Here is a 13,460-nt window from a genome sequence, read left to right as displayed (position 1 = left end):
TTTGTTAAAGGCACTCTTTCTATATTTATATTACTTCAAGAATGTATGCTTTGAATTTAATGACCTCATGCCCTATCCATTCATTAATTTCTTTCATTCGCTCCTGCAAAGGTATCAATTCATTGCGCACAAATACGCGGCTGGCCTTTTCTACATCGCCAAAGCCGCCGGTATTATTGGGGATGATGCCCATCATCTGCGGCGGTACGCGGTGCGCCGCCATCATGTCATCACGGCTTACGTTCTTGATATTCAGAAATTCATCCTTTGCCGCCACCTCTGACAGCGGGATGATCTGAATCCCGTCCTTTTTGCCGTTGGGCGAGTACATAAAGAGATTTCGAAAATTGCCAGGGCCCTTAGCGCTTTTCATCGCCTGGCGGATGTTGTTCACGTCCTCCTGGTTCTGTGCGGCGTCGGTCATGTACATGATAAAACCCGCGTGGCTGCCGTTGATGTAATACTTCCGACGGAACAGCGTAGCGGACTCGTTCAGTAGGGCGGAAGGGATGGCAGACAGGTATTCCGGCAGGCCGTAAATCTCCTGGTTTAAATCCGGCTCCATCAGGTGAAAGATGCTGCCTTTGGTGAACTCGTAGGGCTGCGTTGTCATGCCGTATTGCACAAACCAGTAGGTGTCTAAATCGATCCCACGGCGGGTGTATTTCGCCAGTGATGGCTCCAGCGACAGAATGCCGCCGAGCCGGTTGGTCCGTTTCTCCAGATAGGCGTTACCAAATACCAGATAGTCCTGCACAAACCGGCTGAACGCCTGCTGGCTCAGGAGTGGATGCGGGATAAAGGTGCTGGTCAGAATGTTGCGTTTCACTGCTATCGGTGAGCTGTGATGCACGGCGGCGCGATAGGTTCGCGCCAGCCCGTCAAAGCTTACTGGCGGCTCATACCATCTGTCCATCTGTACGCATTCCACATAGTCCAGCAGCTCGCGGCGGTCCAGCACCGGGATCGGGTCACCAAAGCTGAAAGCCTCGGCAGTTACGCCTGCGTTTTTAGGCACCGTAGCTTCTGTTGGCGTTGAGCTGGTTAAGGCTTCGAGTTCACTCATCAAAAAATCTCCACAATGTTGCTGGTATTGGCGGATTCGCCCTGCAGCGGTTCGTTAAACAGTGCGTGCATCGTTGCCCAGGCCAAATCTGCGTGGCTGGCCTCTTCGCTGCGGCTGGCTTCATAGGTTGGACGGTTGCCGCTGGCGGTGGTGGCGCGGCGGATAGCCATAAAGGACTGCGCAATGTCGGTGTGCCCGGCGTCAAACTCCAGACGGCGGTGGCTGATAATGTCGTACGCCTTGAGCACCAGGGCATTTTTGACGTTAGGGTTGTAGACAAACTCCCGCACGGCAGGAAAGAACGCTTTTACGTTCTCATAAACACCGTGCCCGACGCCGGTCGAGTCGATGCCGATATAGGTCACGTTGTACTGCTGCGTTAGCTTTTTGATAGCGTCCGCCTGGGCGCGAAAGTCCATCCCGCGCCACTGATGACGCTCCAGAATGCGGAACTTCCCGCCCGGTACAGTTGGTGGTGCCATAACCACGCAGCCTGCGCTGTCACCGTTCTGCGTACCTTTCGCCGGGTCGTAACCGATCCAGACTTCTCGCCAGCCAAACGGGCGCAGCGCCAGTGCCTGAAAATCGGTCCAGACTTCCCAGCTGTCCACCATGCACGCCTGCAGCTCGCTGAGCGGGAATACTGACGCCAGATCGTCAATAAATTCGCACATCAGCAGGTTCTGGTATTCGTCCGGGCTGTACTCCATGCGCAGCTGGTCGAGGTCGAACAGGTTACAGCCGCCGCGCACCGCATCTTCCACGGTGACGATCTGGCGGTACTGTCCGTCAGGGCAGAGCAGGCCGCGCGCAAGGTTGCTGTGGGTCAGGTCAATATCCACCTTGTCCGCTTTGGCTCGGCCCCGGTTAAACAGCGCGCCGGACCAGAACGGATACGCGCTGTGCGTCAGGCTGGACGGCGTGGAAAAGTAGGTTTGTCGCCATTTCTTGTGAATGGCCATCCCGGAGGCAACCTTGCGCAGCTCCTGGAATTTCGGTATCCAGAAATACTCATCAAGGTACAGGTTGCCGTGGTAACTCTGCGCCGTGCGGGCGTTGGTGCCGAGAAAGTACAAGGCTGCGCCATTGGGCAGCACCATCGGATCGCCTTTCAGCTCCACATCAACCTCTTTTGCAAAGTCGATGATGTACTGCTTAAAGACGTGTGCCTGGGCCTTACTGGCAGAAAGGAAAATCTGGTTGCGTCCGGTCAGCAGGGCGTCAATCAATGCTTCACGGGCAAAATAAAACGTGGCACCAATCTGGCGCGACTTGAGCAGGTTGCGGATGCGGTTTGTTTTCCCGGCTTCAAACCAGTGACGCTGATAGTCGAACATAGAGGCGTGGAAGACTTCTTCCAGCTTTTCGATCTGTTCATCAGTGAAAACATTCTTTTCCGGCTGACGGCGTGGGCCTTTGTTGCGGTTGGCGACGTTAGGGTTTAAGTCGGCTTCGTTGCCACCATTGTTAAACTTGCCGATCCGCGCGTGGCGCTCCGACTGGCGCGCCAGCAGGTCAATTTCTTTGAAATCTTTCCCTTCTTTATGCTCCTTCATAATGAGCTGGCAGTAGCGTGCGGCGGTGGTGAGCTGCATCTGATCCAGCGGCCCATAGTCGCCCCACTTGTCGCGTTTTTTCCAGCTGTGAACGGTTGCAACTTTTTCGCCCAGCATTTCAGCAATGCGGGCTACGCGGTATCCCTGAAAGTACAGCAGCATGGCCTGCCTACGGGGATCGAGGTCTGCGGGGGTCAGTGTCGTGTTCATGGCCCAAACATACGGCCTTGGATGGCGGCTTTCCCCGGCTGCGGTTTGTGTGGTTTACCGTACAAATACAGCGCGTTGTCTCACTCCCCCTATCACCGCAAACATAAGGCTCCAGTAAGTTATTTCTAACGGAGCACGGCTCATGACAGTGAAAGCAAAGCGTTTCCGCATCGGGGTGGAAGGTGCCACCACTGACGGGCGCGAGATCCAGCGTGAATGGCTGGTACAGATGGCTGCCAGCTACAACCCGACGGTCTATACCGCGCTGATTAACCTTGAGCACATCAAGTCTTATCTGCCGGAGAGCACTTTTAACCGCTATGGCAGGGTGACGGGGCTGGTTGCAGAAGAAATCCAGGACGGCCCGCTGGCGGGCAAGATGGCACTTTATGCCGATATCGAACCCACTGACGCCCTGGTGGAACTGGTGAAAAAAGGCCAGAAGCTTTTCACCTCCATGGAGGTCAGCACGAAGTTTGCCGACACCGGCAAAGCCTACCTTGTGGGGCTGGGTGCGACGGACGATCCTGCGAGCCTTGGCACCGAAATGCTGGCTTTCAGCGCCAGCGCCGCACATAATCCGCTGGCAAACCGTAAGCAGAACCCTGAAAACCTGTTTTCGGAAGCTGTCGAAACGCTGATCGAACTGGAAGAGGTCCAGGACGAAAAGCCGTCCCTCTTTGCCCGCGTCACCGCGCTGTTCACCAAAAAAGAGCAGACCGATGAGGCGCGTTTCTCCGATGTGCATAAAGCCGTGGAACTGGTCGCCTCCGAGCAGCAGAACCTGAGCGAGCGCACTGATAAATCCCTGTCCGAACAGGACAAGCGCCTTTCTGAGCTGGAGTCCTCCCTGCAGGAACAGCTGGCCGCCTTTGCCGAGCTAGAGCAGAAGCTTAGCAGCGAAGACAGCCGTAAAGACTACCGCCAGCGCGCGCCGGGCGGTGACGCACCGGCAGGCACCCTGACCAATTGCTGATGGAGCATAAAACCCGATGAAAAAGAAAACCCGCTTTGCCTTTAACGCTTACCTGCAGCAGTTGGCGCGCCTGAACAGTGTGGAGGTTGAAGAACTCTCCAGCAAGTTTACCGTGGAGCCGTCCGTGCAGCAGACGCTGGAAGACCAGATCCAGCAGTCCGCCGCTTTCCTGACGCTGATTAACATCACGCCGGTCACTGAACAGTCAGGACAGTTGCTGGGGCTGGGCGTTGGCAGCACCATTGCCGGAACCACCGATACCACCACCAAAGAGCGCGAGCCTACCGATCCGACGCTGATGGAAGACGTGGAATACAAATGCGAACAGACCAACTTTGATACGGTGCTGACCTACGCAAAACTGGACCTGTGGGCCAAGTTCCAGGACTTCCAGGTGCGTATCCGCAACGCCATCGTCAAGCGTCAGGCGCTGGACCGCATCATGATCGGCTTTAACGGCGTGAAGCGCGCCAAAACCTCAAATCGTGCTGAAAACCCGCTGCTGCAGGACGTCAATAAAGGCTGGTTACAGAAAATCCGCGAAGACGCGCCGGATCATGTTATGGGCAGTAAAACCGCAGAAGACGGCACCACTACTGCGGAGCCGGTAAAAGTAGGTCCGGGTGGTAAGTATGTAAACCTTGACGCTGTGGTGATGGATGCCGTCAACGAGCTGATCGATGTGGAGTATCAGGATGATGATGAGCTGGTTGTTGTCTGTGGTCGTGAACTGCTGTCTGACAAGTATTTCCCGCTGGTCAACAAAGAGCAGGACAACAGCGAAAAAATTGCCGCCGATATGATCATCAGCCAGAAACGTATGGGCGGCCTGCAGGCTGTGCGTGCGCCTTTCTTCCCGGCAAATGCATTGTTAATCACCCGACTGGATAACCTGTCCATCTACTGGCAGGAAGACACCCGCCGCCGTTCTGTTATCGACAACCCGAAACGTGACCGGATTGAAAACTTTGAATCCGTTAACGAGGCGTATGTGGTCGAGGACTACCGCTGCGCGGCACTGGTGGAAAACATCGAAATGAGTGATTTCACTCCGCCTGCCGCACCTGTTGTAGCCGCAGAGTCAGGAAATGGAGAGTAACGCATGAGCCTGAGTCCCGCACGGCAGCACCGCCTGCGCATTCAGGCCGAACAGGCCGCCCGTGAGGGCGGCAGTGTTCGCCGCCATGCGTCTGGCTATGACCTGATGCTGCTGCAACTGGCAGAAGATCGCCGTCGCCTTAAAGGCATCCAGTCCACGGTGAAAAAGGCGGAAATCAAGGTGGAGCTGCTGCCGAAATATTCCGCCTGGGCGGAGGGCGTGCTGGCTGCCGGAGGTGCGCAGCAGGATGACGTGCTGATGTACGTGATGCTGTGGCGTATCGATGCCGGTGATTATGCCGGTGCGCTGGAAATCGGGCGTCATGCGCTGCGCCATGGCTGGGTGATGCCGCTGGGCAACCGTAACGTGCAGACCGTGCTGGCAGAAGAAATGGCAGACGCGGCGCAAAGCGCTCTGCTGGCCGCTGCCGGTTTTGATGCCGATCTGCTTCTGCAGACGCTGGACCTGACAACTGATCTGGATATGCCGGACCAGTCGCGGGCGCGCCTGCATAAAGCCATCGGCGCTGTACTGAGCGAAAGCAATCCGGCGTCTGCCCTGAATCACCTTACCCATGCGCTGCAGCTCGATCCCCGCTGCGGTGTGAAAAAAGAAAAGCAGCAGCTGGAGCGCAGACTGCGCAATGACAGCCGCTAACGAACGTGCCCCGCGCACGGGCGGCACGGGATGGCGAAAGGCACTGCCACATCAAAATTCCGTCCACCGCCCACTTATTCAGGAGAAAGCCGCATGAAGTTTGTTGCGCCCGAACAGGCACCGGAACAGGCGGAGGTCATCAAAAATACGCCGTTCTGGCCTGATGTGGACCTGTCGGAATTTCGCAGTGTGATGCGCACTGACGGCACGGTGACGCAGCCGCGTTTAAAGCAGGTCGTGCTGACGGCGATCTCTGAGGTTAACGCTGAGCTGTACGACTTCCGCAACCGTCAGCAGATGCTGGGCTGGCGGACACTTGCTGAGGTTCCCGCAGAAATGCTGGACGGTAAAAGCGAGCGTATCCGGCACTACCACAACGCTGTTTTTTGCTGGGCGCGCGCTGTGCTTAATGAGCGTTATCAGGACTATGACGCCACGGCGTCAGGCGTGAAGCGAGGGGAGGAGCTGGCGGAGGCCAGCGGCGATCTGTGGCGTGATGCCCGCTGGGCCATCAGCCGGGTGCAGGATGTACCGCACTGTACGGTGGAGCTTATCTGATGAAAGTGCGTGCGCATCAGTATGACACGGTGGACGCGCTTTGCTGGCGTCATTACGGGCGCACGCAGGGTGTCACTGAGCAGGTTCTGCATGCAAATCCGGGGCTGGCTGAGTACGGCCCATTTTTACCGCACGGGCTGCAGGTGGAGCTGCCGGACATTACGGCGTCAACCACGGCGCAGACCGTCCAGCTATGGGACTGAATTATGACGCTTGAACGAATCAGCGCCTTTATCACTTACTGCATCGCCGTGCTGCTGGCATGGCTGGGCGATCTGTCGCTCAAGGATGCGTCAACGGTTGGCGGCGTACTGATTGGTGTGCTGATGCTGGCTATCAACTGGTACTACAAACACCAGTCTTTCAAATTGTTACGTGGCGGCAAGATTTCGCGGGGGGAATATGAATCCTTCAATCGTTAAGCGCTGCCTTGTCGTGGCGGTGCTGGCTATCGCCGCCACGCTGCCCGGATTTCAGTCGCTTCATACCTCCGTTGAGGGGCTGAAACTGATCGCCGATTACGAGGGATGCCGCCTGCAGCCTTATCAGTGCAGCGCGGGCGTCTGGACTGACGGGATCGGCAATACGTCCGGTGTGGTGCCTGGAAAAACCATCACGGAACGGCAGGCGGCGCAGGGACTTATCACCAACGTGCTGCGCGTGGAGCGGGCACTGGATAAATGTGTGGTACAGCCGATGCCGCAAAAGGTCTATGACGCGGTGGTGTCGTTTGCTTTCAACGTGGGCACCGGCAACGCCTGCAGCTCCACGCTGGTTAAGTTGCTGAACCAGCGGCGCTGGGCGGATGCCTGCCATCAGCTGCCGCGCTGGGTATATGTCAAAGGTGTGTTTAATCAGGGGCTGGACAACCGCCGCGCGCGGGAAATGACCTGGTGCTTAAAAGGAGTATAGCGAAATGAAATGGTTAAAAAGTTACTGGCTGCCGTTCTCGGTTCTGGCGCTCCTTGTGATGGTTGATGTGAATTTCCCGGCATCTCATGCGCTTTTCCCACTGGCGCTGGTTATGTGGTTTGAGTATGCCGCTTTTTCACTGGTTTGTTGTGCTGGTTTGTACTCCTGCACCCTGACGGGGGGGGGATCGGCTACGCGTCCGTCAGTTGCTCAGCAGGGTGCTGGGGCTAATGGATAAAGTACCTCTCATCTGGTATCAGCGTCTCGCTCTTGCCTTTGTCATATTGCTTGCCGGATGGAAGCTCACGGGGATGGTGTGTGTTTTTACAGTAGCCATGAGCTTAGCAATAAAAGATGAGCTAAAGGCACTGCGGGAATGAATCGTTTACTGGCAGTGGTTCTGGCGCTGGTACTTGCGGCGCTGGGCTGGCAGTCGTGGCGGCTTAACAATGCCAGCCACACCATCGAGACGCAGGGCGCGGTGCTGAAAAGCAAAACGCAGGAGCTGACGAAGAAAAACAGCCAGCTGATCGGCCTGTCCATTCTGACCGAAACCAACAGCCGGGAGCAGGCGCGGCTTTATGCGGCAGCGGAACAGACCACCGCACTTCTGCGCAGCCGCCAGCACCGGATCGAGGAACTGAAACGTGAAAATGAGGATTTGCGCCGCTGGGCTGATACTCCTTTGCCTGCTGACATTATCCGGCTGCGGGAGCGTCCGGCCCTCGCCGGAGGTGCAGCTTACCGTGAGTGGCTGTCCCAGAGTGACGCAGTGCCGTCTGGAAAGGTCAGCGCCGCGCAGTAACGGCGATCTGAACGCGGTGCTGGATGAAACCGAGGCCGCCTGGGCGGTCTGTGCTGACAAAGTGGACACGATTATTGCGTGTCAGGAGCGAGACAGTGAACAAACCGCAGTCCTTACGCAGCGCCCTGAATAAAGCGGTTGCCTATGTCCGGGACAACCCGGACAAGCTGCACCTTTTCGTTGATAACGGCTCACTGGTGGCAACAGGAGCCAGTTCTATGTCATGGGAATACCGCTACACCCTGAACGTGGTGATCGAGGATTTCAGCGGCGACCAGAATCTGCTGATGGCTCCAGTCCTGCTGTGGCTCAGTACCAGTCAGCCGGACGCCATCAACAACCCGGATCTGCGCGAAAAACTGTTCACCTTTGAAGTGGATATTCTGCGAAACGATGTGTGCGATATCAGCATGAACCTGCAACTGACTGAGCGTGTGCTGGTCAGCACTGACGGCAGCGTATCGAGCGTTGAAGCGGTGCCGGAGCCGGACGAACCCGAAGAAATGTGGACGGTGAAACGTGGATGAGCTGCAGAAGGTGGATGACTGGCTGACGGCGCTGCTGGCGAATCTGGAGCCTGCCGCGCGCAGCCGTATGATGCGGCAACTGGCGCAACAGCTGCGCCGGACGCAGCAGCAGAACATCAGGCTGCAGCGTAATCCTGACGGCAGCGGCTATGAGCCGCGCCGGGTGACTGCCCGCAGCAAGAAGGGACGCATCAAACGCCAGATGTTTGCAAAGCTTCGCACCACAAAATACCTGAAAACCACCGCCAGTGCGGACTCCGCCAGCGTGCAGTTTGATGGCAAGGTGCAGCGCATTGCCCGTGTTCACCATTACGGCCTGCGGGATCGCGTCAGCCGAAAAGGCCCGGAGGTCCGCTACGCAGAGCGCCGCCTGCTGGGCGTGAATGAAGAAGTGGAAACCGTCACCCGCGACACCCTGCTGCGCTGGCTGGCGGGGTGATCTTTGTGCCACTGCTGGCACAAGCGCCCGCGCTGCCTACCTTTTCCCTCTGATGGCAACCTTTCGTTATGAATGCACAACTGACCGAAATTATGCGCCTTATCACCAACCTGATCCGCACCGGCACCGTGACCGAAGTGGACCGGGAAAACTGGCTGTGCCGGGTGAGAGTGGGCGAGCTTGAAACCAACTGGATTAACTGGCTGACGCTGCGTGCCGGTGGTGCCCGTACATGGTGGTGCCCGTCGCCGGATGAGCAGGTGGTGGTACTGAGCATGGGCGGCAATCTGGAAACTGCTTTTGCGTTGCCTGCCATCTACTCCAATCAGTTTGCGCCGCCGTCGGATTCTGTGGACGGCTGCGTGACGGAGTACCCGGACGGTGGATGGTTTGAGTACGAACCCGCCACCGGGCGGTGGCATGTCCGGGGTATCAAATCCATGGTGATCGAGGCGGCGGACAATATCACCCTAAAAACCGGTGAGTTTGTAGTGGAGGCTGACACAACACGCATTAACAGCGAGGTGGTGATCAACGGCGGCGTTACCCAGGGCGGCGGCGCAATGAGTTCTAACGGGGTCGTGATGGATAAACACGGTCACACTGGCGTTAAGTCAGGCGGGGATACATCGGGAGGTCCGGTATGACGCTGTATATCGGTATGAGCCGGAATGACGGGCAGGCCCTTGCGGATACAGACCATCTGCGCCAGTCGGTGCGGGATATTCTGCTGACACCGCAGGGTAGCCGCATTGCCCGGCGGGAATACGGTTCGCTGCTGTTCGCGCTGATTGACCAGCCGCAGAACCCGGCACTGCGCCTGCAGATTATGTCTGCAGTCTATGTGGCGCTGAACCGCTGGGAGCCGCGCCTTACGCTGGACTCCATCACCATCAACGGCAATTTTGACGGCTCTATGGTGGTTGAGCTTACGGGACATAGTAATAACGGAGCACCGGTTTCCCTTTCCATATCAACAGGAGCAGACAATGGCAGTCATTGACCTTTCCCGGTTACCGCCGCCACAGATAGTGGACGTGCCGGATTTTGAGACGCTGCTGGCTGAGCGCAAGGCCGCTTTTGTGGCTCTTTATCCTGTGGATGAACAGGACGCGGTGCGGCGCACGCTGGCGCTGGAATCTGAACCCGTCACCAAGCTGCTGCAGGAAAGCACATACCGCGAAATCCTGCTGCGCCAGCGTATTAACGAGGCTGCGCAGGCGGTGATGGTGGCCTATTCGATGGGAAATGATCTTGAGCAGCTGGCAGCCAACTGCAACGTGAAACGTCTGACGGTAGTTCCTGCTGATAATGATGCAGTACCGCCGGTCACCGCAGTGATGGAAGATGATGAGGCGCTGCGCCAGCGCATCCCTGCAGCATTTGAGGGACTGTCCGTTGCTGGCCCTACGGGAGCCTATGAATTTCACGCCAGAAGTGCGGACGGACGTGTGGCAGATGCCAGCGCAACCAGTCCGGCCCCTGCAGAGGTGGTACTTACCGTGCTGAGCCGTGAGGGTGACGGTACAGCAGTAAAAGACCTGCTGGATGTGGTTGAAAAAGCCCTGAACAGTGAGAGTGTACGCCCGGTGGCTGACCGTCTGACGGTTCGTAGTGCGGAGATCATACCGTACCGGGTGGAGGCTACCATTTTTCTTTATCCAGGGCCGGAAGCGGAGCCTGTTATGGTGGCGGCAAAAGCCAGTCTGCAGAGGTACATCGCCAGTCAGACGCGGCTGGGACGTGATATCCGCCGCAGCGCCATTTATGCCGCGTTGCACGTGGAGGGCGTCCAGCGTGTGGAGCTGACGTCCCCTCTGGAGGATGTGGTGCTGGATAAGACACAGGCGGCATCCTGTACCGAATGGAGCGTTACCAACGGGGGCACGGATGAATAGTCTGTTGCCGCCGGGTTCGTCGCCGCTTGAGCGCCGACTGGCGCAGACCTGCAGCGGGATTTCCGATCTGCAGGTATCGCTGCGTGATTTGTGGAACCCGGCAACCTGCCCGATCAGATTCCTGCCTTATCTGGCCTGGGCGTTTTCTGTTGACCGCTGGGATGAGAGCTGGACAGAAAGCGTCAAGCGCCGCGTTGTGCAGGACGCTTTTTATATCCATCAGCACAAGGGGACAACCAGCGCCGTGCGGCGCGTGGTAGAGCCGTTCGGCTTCCTGATCCGCATCAATGAGTGGTGGCAGACCGGCGAAACGCCGGGGACGTTCCGTCTGGATATTGGCGTACAGGATCATGGTATCACCGAAGACACCTATCTGGAGCTTGAGCGCCTGATAAGCGATGCCAAACCATGCAGCCGCCACATGACAGGTATGTCCATTAATATGCAGACCAGCGGCCCTTACTGGGTTGGTGCAGCCAGCTACCTTGGTGAAGAAATCACGGTGTATCCGTATATCAATGAAACGATTGTTTCCGGCGGCACCGCACATGAAGGCGGGGCAGTCCATGTTATTGACACAATGAGAGTGAATCCATGAGCGCAAAATTTTATACCCTGCTGACGGAGATCGGCGCGGCGAAACTGGCAAGCGCCGCCGCGCTCGGTGTCCCGCTGAAAATTACCCATATGGCGGTGGGCGACGGTGGCGGTGTGCTGCCCACACCCAGCGCGCAACAGACCGCGTTAGTTGCTGAGAAGCGTCGAGCAGCGCTGAATATGCTGTATATCGACCCGCAGAACAGCAGCCAGATTATTGCTGAGCAAGTGATCCCGGAAACTGAGGGGGGATGGTGGATTCGTGAGGTCGGCCTGTTTGATGAAACCGGCGCACTGATCGCCGTGGGTAACTGCCCTGAGAGCTACAAGCCGCAGCTGACAGAAGGGAGCGGACGTACGCAGACCGTGCGCATGGTACTGATTACCAGTAGCACCGATAACATCACCCTGAAAATTGACCCTGCAGTAGTGCTGGCAACCCGTAAATATGTAGATGATAAGGCGCTGGAGCTGAAGGTATATGTAGACGACCTGATGGCAAAGCATCTTGCTGCGCCGGACCCGCATTCACAGTATGCGCAGAAGGACAGCCCGACACTCACAGGGATTCCAAAGGTACCGACGCCAGCGGCGGGTAACAGCACTAAACAGATTGCGAACACGGAATTTGTGGCATCGTCTATTGCGGCAATGGTGGATTCTGCGCCTGCAGCACTGGATACGCTGAACGAGCTGGCAGCGGCTCTGGGGAATGACCCGAACTTTGCCACGACGATGATAAACGCTCTGGCTGGAAAGCAACCGCTGGACAATACACTGACGAATTTAAGCGGAAAAGATATCGCCGGCCTTCTCACATACCTCGGTTTAGGCGAAACAGCAAAGCAAGCTGCGGGCGCAGTCCAGAAAACTGGCGATGAGATGAGCGGGAAGTTAACCCTGCCACAGACATCTTCCTTCGGCGTGAATACTAATAACACACTGGGCGGTAGTTCCATCGCTATTGGTGATAACGATACCGGCTTTAAACAGAATGGTGACGGGATACTGGATACGTTTGCGAATAGCCAGCACACCGTTCGTGTCGCTCCCGGTGAAATGATGGTTCTGGGAGCTATTCGCGCAGGCAAAGAAAAAAAACTGTCACTGACGAGTAATAATAATTCGACAATGACAGCCACGTTTAATTTATGGGGCGACGCAAACAGGCCTACAGTGATTGAACTGGACGACGACCAGGGATGGCATTTATACAGCCAGCGAAATCCTGATGGTTCGATTGTCTTTACGGTCAATGGCGATATCACCGCTAACACGCTTCGTGCAGGCGGGGCCATCTATCAGAATAACGGCGACATCTTTGGTTCTGTCTGGGGGAATAGCTGGCTGAGTCTGTGGATTAATAATAATTTCGTCGCAGATGTTCAGTTAGGGGCTGGCACATCAGTGACTACCTGGAACAATGCAGGTTCCTGGCCTAACACTCCCGGATATGTAGTTACCTCCGTCTGGAAAGATGCACAAGGCGAAAATATTGATGGTATTAATTATGCGCCTTTGCAAAAACGAGTCGGGAATCAGTGGTATACCGTACAAGGGGGAACGGCATAATGAAAAAATATCAGAATATCAAAAATTTCAGACTTATTGACGACCCCGTAAGCAGGGGTAAAACTCAGGCCGAAATAAATATAGGTGCATATTTCCTGGAATCGGAAGACGGGCAGGACTGGTATGAATGTCAGTCATTATTTTCTGATGATACTGCAAAAATTATGTACGATCCTGAAGGGGTTATCTGGGGTGTTGTTAATCATCCAGTCCCGCAACGTGGAAACACATATGCTGTATCAATGTTGTGGCCGGTTAATATGTCTGTTGCGGAAATAGACGCTGCTGACTGTCCTGATGATTGTCGTGGTGATGGCTCATGGTTGTACAGAGATGGTAAGGTTTTACCCGTTCCGGTGGATTATCAGGCTAAGGCCGAAACCACCCGACAGAAATTACTTAACGATGCAGATAATGCCATTAAGGACTGGCGCACAGAATTAACGTTGGGAATTATCAGTGATGAAAATAAAGCGGCTTTGATTTTGTGGATGAACTATATCAATGTTCTTAAATCGCTTGACTTAACAGACGTTTCAGATGAGGCCACCTTCACCGCAATCAGGTGGCCTGCATTACCACAATAAC

19 protein-coding genes and 18 other annotated features are annotated in these 13,460 nt (G+C 56.1%); of the genes, 17 read left to right on the top strand and 2 right to left on the bottom strand.

The window, feature by feature from the left end; genetic code table 11:
- Positions 1 to 25: 25 nt before the first annotated feature.
- Both STM2723 and STM2722 read right to left on the bottom strand, forming a co-directional pair.
- The gene (locus STM2723) for a Fels-2 prophage protein (protein NP_461651.1) occupies positions 26 to 1,073 on the bottom strand. Within the gene, positions 26 to 1,066 belong to an annotated coding region; the region does not span the whole gene.
- The gene (locus STM2722; RefSeq protein NP_461650.1) for a Fels-2 prophage protein occupies positions 1,066 to 2,836 on the bottom strand. Within the gene, positions 1,066 to 2,832 belong to an annotated coding region; the region does not span the whole gene. Before STM2722 ends, STM2723 begins: the two co-directional genes overlap by 8 nt.
- Positions 1,068 to 1,073 (bottom strand) — a ribosome-binding site (putative RBS for STM2723; RegulonDB:STMS1H002808). Its footprint overlaps the gene before it by 6 nt.
- Positions 2,831 to 2,836, bottom strand: a ribosome-binding site (putative RBS for STM2722; RegulonDB:STMS1H002807). Its footprint lies within the gene STM2722.
- A gap of 132 nt (positions 2,837 to 2,968) precedes the next feature.
- Positions 2,969 to 2,974 (top strand) — a ribosome-binding site (putative RBS for STM2721; RegulonDB:STMS1H002806).
- Here STM2722 and STM2721 point away from each other — a divergent pair.
- From STM2721 to STM2705, 17 genes are all read left to right on the top strand, one after another.
- The gene (locus STM2721) for a Fels-2 prophage protein (protein ID NP_461649.1) occupies positions 2,969 to 3,808 on the top strand. Within the gene, positions 2,975 to 3,808 belong to an annotated coding region; the region does not span the whole gene. (Overlaps the previous feature by 6 nt.)
- A gap of 10 nt (positions 3,809 to 3,818) precedes the next feature.
- Positions 3,819 to 3,824, top strand: a ribosome-binding site (putative RBS for STM2720; RegulonDB:STMS1H002805).
- Positions 3,819 to 4,907, top strand: a protein-coding gene (locus STM2720) for a Fels-2 prophage protein (protein NP_461648.1). Within the gene, positions 3,825 to 4,907 belong to an annotated coding region; the region does not span the whole gene. It overlaps the preceding feature by 6 nt.
- Positions 4,903 to 4,908: a ribosome-binding site (putative RBS for STM2719; RegulonDB:STMS1H002804), on the top strand. It overlaps the preceding gene by 5 nt.
- Positions 4,903 to 5,564, top strand: a protein-coding gene (locus STM2719; RefSeq protein ID NP_461647.1) for a Fels-2 prophage protein. Within the gene, positions 4,911 to 5,564 belong to an annotated coding region; the region does not span the whole gene. Its footprint overlaps the feature before it by 6 nt. Before STM2720 ends, STM2719 begins: the two co-directional genes overlap by 5 nt.
- Before the next feature lie 85 nt (positions 5,565 to 5,649).
- Positions 5,650 to 5,655 (top strand) — a ribosome-binding site (putative RBS for STM2718; RegulonDB:STMS1H002803).
- The gene (locus STM2718; RefSeq protein ID NP_461646.1) for a Fels-2 prophage protein occupies positions 5,650 to 6,122 on the top strand. Within the gene, positions 5,658 to 6,122 belong to an annotated coding region; the region does not span the whole gene. It overlaps the preceding feature by 6 nt.
- Positions 6,115 to 6,120: a ribosome-binding site (putative RBS for STM2717; RegulonDB:STMS1H002802), on the top strand. It overlaps the preceding gene by 6 nt.
- The gene (locus tag STM2717; protein NP_461645.1) for a Fels-2 prophage protein occupies positions 6,115 to 6,325 on the top strand. Within the gene, positions 6,122 to 6,325 belong to an annotated coding region; the region does not span the whole gene. The genes STM2718 and STM2717 overlap by 8 nt, the downstream gene beginning before the upstream one ends.
- Positions 6,325 to 6,330: a ribosome-binding site (putative RBS for STM2716; RegulonDB:STMS1H002801), on the top strand. It overlaps the preceding gene by 1 nt.
- The gene (locus STM2716; RefSeq protein NP_461644.1) for a Fels-2 prophage protein occupies positions 6,325 to 6,544 on the top strand. Within the gene, positions 6,329 to 6,544 belong to an annotated coding region; the region does not span the whole gene. It overlaps the preceding feature by 6 nt. Before STM2717 ends, STM2716 begins: the two co-directional genes overlap by 1 nt.
- Positions 6,520 to 6,525: a ribosome-binding site (putative RBS for STM2715; RegulonDB:STMS1H002800), on the top strand. It overlaps the preceding gene by 6 nt.
- Positions 6,520 to 7,034, top strand: a protein-coding gene (locus STM2715) for a Fels-2 prophage protein (protein NP_461643.3). Within the gene, positions 6,525 to 7,034 belong to an annotated coding region; the region does not span the whole gene. Before STM2716 ends, STM2715 begins: the two co-directional genes overlap by 25 nt.
- 371 nt (positions 7,035 to 7,405) lie before the next feature.
- Positions 7,406 to 7,411, top strand: a ribosome-binding site (putative RBS for STM2714; RegulonDB:STMS1H002799).
- Positions 7,406 to 7,839, top strand: a protein-coding gene (locus STM2714) for a Fels-2 prophage protein (protein NP_461642.1). Within the gene, positions 7,411 to 7,839 belong to an annotated coding region; the region does not span the whole gene. Its footprint overlaps the feature before it by 6 nt.
- Positions 7,681 to 7,686: a ribosome-binding site (putative RBS for STM2713; RegulonDB:STMS1H002798), on the top strand. (Overlaps the previous gene by 6 nt.)
- The gene (locus STM2713; protein NP_461641.1) for a Fels-2 prophage protein occupies positions 7,681 to 7,972 on the top strand. Within the gene, positions 7,688 to 7,972 belong to an annotated coding region; the region does not span the whole gene. Before STM2714 ends, STM2713 begins: the two co-directional genes overlap by 159 nt.
- Positions 7,927 to 7,932 (top strand) — a ribosome-binding site (putative RBS for STM2712; RegulonDB:STMS1H002797). Its footprint overlaps the gene before it by 6 nt.
- Positions 7,927 to 8,366, top strand: a protein-coding gene (locus tag STM2712) for a Fels-2 prophage protein (protein NP_461640.1). Within the gene, positions 7,935 to 8,366 belong to an annotated coding region; the region does not span the whole gene. Before STM2713 ends, STM2712 begins: the two co-directional genes overlap by 46 nt.
- Positions 8,354 to 8,359: a ribosome-binding site (putative RBS for STM2711; RegulonDB:STMS1H002796), on the top strand. It overlaps the preceding gene by 6 nt.
- The gene (locus STM2711; protein ID NP_461639.1) for a Fels-2 prophage protein occupies positions 8,354 to 8,805 on the top strand. Within the gene, positions 8,359 to 8,805 belong to an annotated coding region; the region does not span the whole gene. Before STM2712 ends, STM2711 begins: the two co-directional genes overlap by 13 nt.
- A gap of 64 nt (positions 8,806 to 8,869) precedes the next feature.
- Positions 8,870 to 8,875 (top strand) — a ribosome-binding site (putative RBS for STM2710; RegulonDB:STMS1H002795).
- Positions 8,870 to 9,452 (top strand): Fels-2 prophage protein gene (locus tag STM2710; RefSeq protein NP_461638.1). Within the gene, positions 8,874 to 9,452 belong to an annotated coding region; the region does not span the whole gene. (Overlaps the previous feature by 6 nt.)
- Positions 9,443 to 9,448 (top strand) — a ribosome-binding site (putative RBS for STM2709; RegulonDB:STMS1H002794). (Overlaps the previous gene by 6 nt.)
- Positions 9,443 to 9,808, top strand: a protein-coding gene (locus tag STM2709; RefSeq protein NP_461637.1) for a Fels-2 prophage protein. Within the gene, positions 9,449 to 9,808 belong to an annotated coding region; the region does not span the whole gene. The genes STM2710 and STM2709 overlap by 10 nt, the downstream gene beginning before the upstream one ends.
- Positions 9,787 to 9,792, top strand: a ribosome-binding site (putative RBS for STM2708; RegulonDB:STMS1H002793). It overlaps the preceding gene by 6 nt.
- The gene (locus tag STM2708) for a Fels-2 prophage protein (protein ID NP_461636.1) occupies positions 9,787 to 10,703 on the top strand. Within the gene, positions 9,795 to 10,703 belong to an annotated coding region; the region does not span the whole gene. Before STM2709 ends, STM2708 begins: the two co-directional genes overlap by 22 nt.
- Positions 10,691 to 10,696 (top strand) — a ribosome-binding site (putative RBS for STM2707; RegulonDB:STMS1H002792). (Overlaps the previous gene by 6 nt.)
- Positions 10,691 to 11,301, top strand: a protein-coding gene (locus STM2707; protein ID NP_461635.1) for a Fels-2 prophage protein. Within the gene, positions 10,696 to 11,301 belong to an annotated coding region; the region does not span the whole gene. The genes STM2708 and STM2707 overlap by 13 nt, the downstream gene beginning before the upstream one ends.
- A complete protein-coding gene (locus STM2706; RefSeq protein NP_461634.1) occupies positions 11,298 to 12,872 on the top strand; it encodes a Fels-2 prophage protein in 1,575 nt (524 codons plus the stop codon). The genes STM2707 and STM2706 overlap by 4 nt, the downstream gene beginning before the upstream one ends.
- Positions 12,838 to 12,843 (top strand) — a ribosome-binding site (putative RBS for STM2705; RegulonDB:STMS1H002791). (Overlaps the previous gene by 6 nt.)
- Positions 12,838 to 13,459, top strand: a protein-coding gene (locus STM2705; protein ID NP_461633.1) for a Fels-2 prophage protein. Within the gene, positions 12,842 to 13,459 belong to an annotated coding region; the region does not span the whole gene. The genes STM2706 and STM2705 overlap by 35 nt, the downstream gene beginning before the upstream one ends.
- Position 13,460 lies beyond the last annotated feature (1 nt).

It is taken from the genome of Salmonella enterica subsp. enterica serovar Typhimurium str. LT2, from assembly GCF_000006945.2.
Classification (GTDB): domain Bacteria; phylum Pseudomonadota; class Gammaproteobacteria; order Enterobacterales; family Enterobacteriaceae; genus Salmonella; species Salmonella enterica.
This window is presented reverse-complemented; position numbering and strand designations above follow the sequence as displayed.

Excerpts from the sequence above, each read along its gene's own strand:
- STM2723 (NP_461651.1), bottom strand. The coding sequence starts at position 1,066 with ATGAGTGAACTCGAAGCCTTAACCAGCTCAACGCCAACAGAAGCTACG.
- STM2722 (NP_461650.1), bottom strand. The coding sequence starts at position 2,832 with ATGAACACGACACTGACCCCCGCAGACCTCGATCCCCGTAGGCAGGCC.
- STM2721 (NP_461649.1), top strand. The coding sequence starts at position 2,975 with ATGACAGTGAAAGCAAAGCGTTTCCGCATCGGGGTGGAAGGTGCCACC.
- STM2720 (NP_461648.1), top strand. The coding sequence starts at position 3,825 with ATGAAAAAGAAAACCCGCTTTGCCTTTAACGCTTACCTGCAGCAGTTG.
- STM2719 (NP_461647.1), top strand. The coding sequence starts at position 4,911 with ATGAGCCTGAGTCCCGCACGGCAGCACCGCCTGCGCATTCAGGCCGAA.
- STM2718 (NP_461646.1), top strand. The coding sequence starts at position 5,658 with ATGAAGTTTGTTGCGCCCGAACAGGCACCGGAACAGGCGGAGGTCATC.
- STM2717 (NP_461645.1), top strand. The coding sequence starts at position 6,122 with ATGAAAGTGCGTGCGCATCAGTATGACACGGTGGACGCGCTTTGCTGG.
- STM2716 (NP_461644.1), top strand. The coding sequence starts at position 6,329 with ATGACGCTTGAACGAATCAGCGCCTTTATCACTTACTGCATCGCCGTG.
- STM2715 (NP_461643.3), top strand. The coding sequence starts at position 6,525 with ATGAATCCTTCAATCGTTAAGCGCTGCCTTGTCGTGGCGGTGCTGGCT.
- STM2714 (NP_461642.1), top strand. The coding sequence starts at position 7,411 with ATGAATCGTTTACTGGCAGTGGTTCTGGCGCTGGTACTTGCGGCGCTG.
- STM2713 (NP_461641.1), top strand. The coding sequence starts at position 7,688 with ATGAGGATTTGCGCCGCTGGGCTGATACTCCTTTGCCTGCTGACATTA.
- STM2710 (NP_461638.1), top strand. The coding sequence starts at position 8,874 with ATGAATGCACAACTGACCGAAATTATGCGCCTTATCACCAACCTGATC.
- STM2709 (NP_461637.1), top strand. The coding sequence starts at position 9,449 with ATGACGCTGTATATCGGTATGAGCCGGAATGACGGGCAGGCCCTTGCG.
- STM2708 (NP_461636.1), top strand. The coding sequence starts at position 9,795 with ATGGCAGTCATTGACCTTTCCCGGTTACCGCCGCCACAGATAGTGGAC.
- STM2707 (NP_461635.1), top strand. The coding sequence starts at position 10,696 with ATGAATAGTCTGTTGCCGCCGGGTTCGTCGCCGCTTGAGCGCCGACTG.
- STM2706 (NP_461634.1), top strand. The coding sequence starts at position 11,298 with ATGAGCGCAAAATTTTATACCCTGCTGACGGAGATCGGCGCGGCGAAA.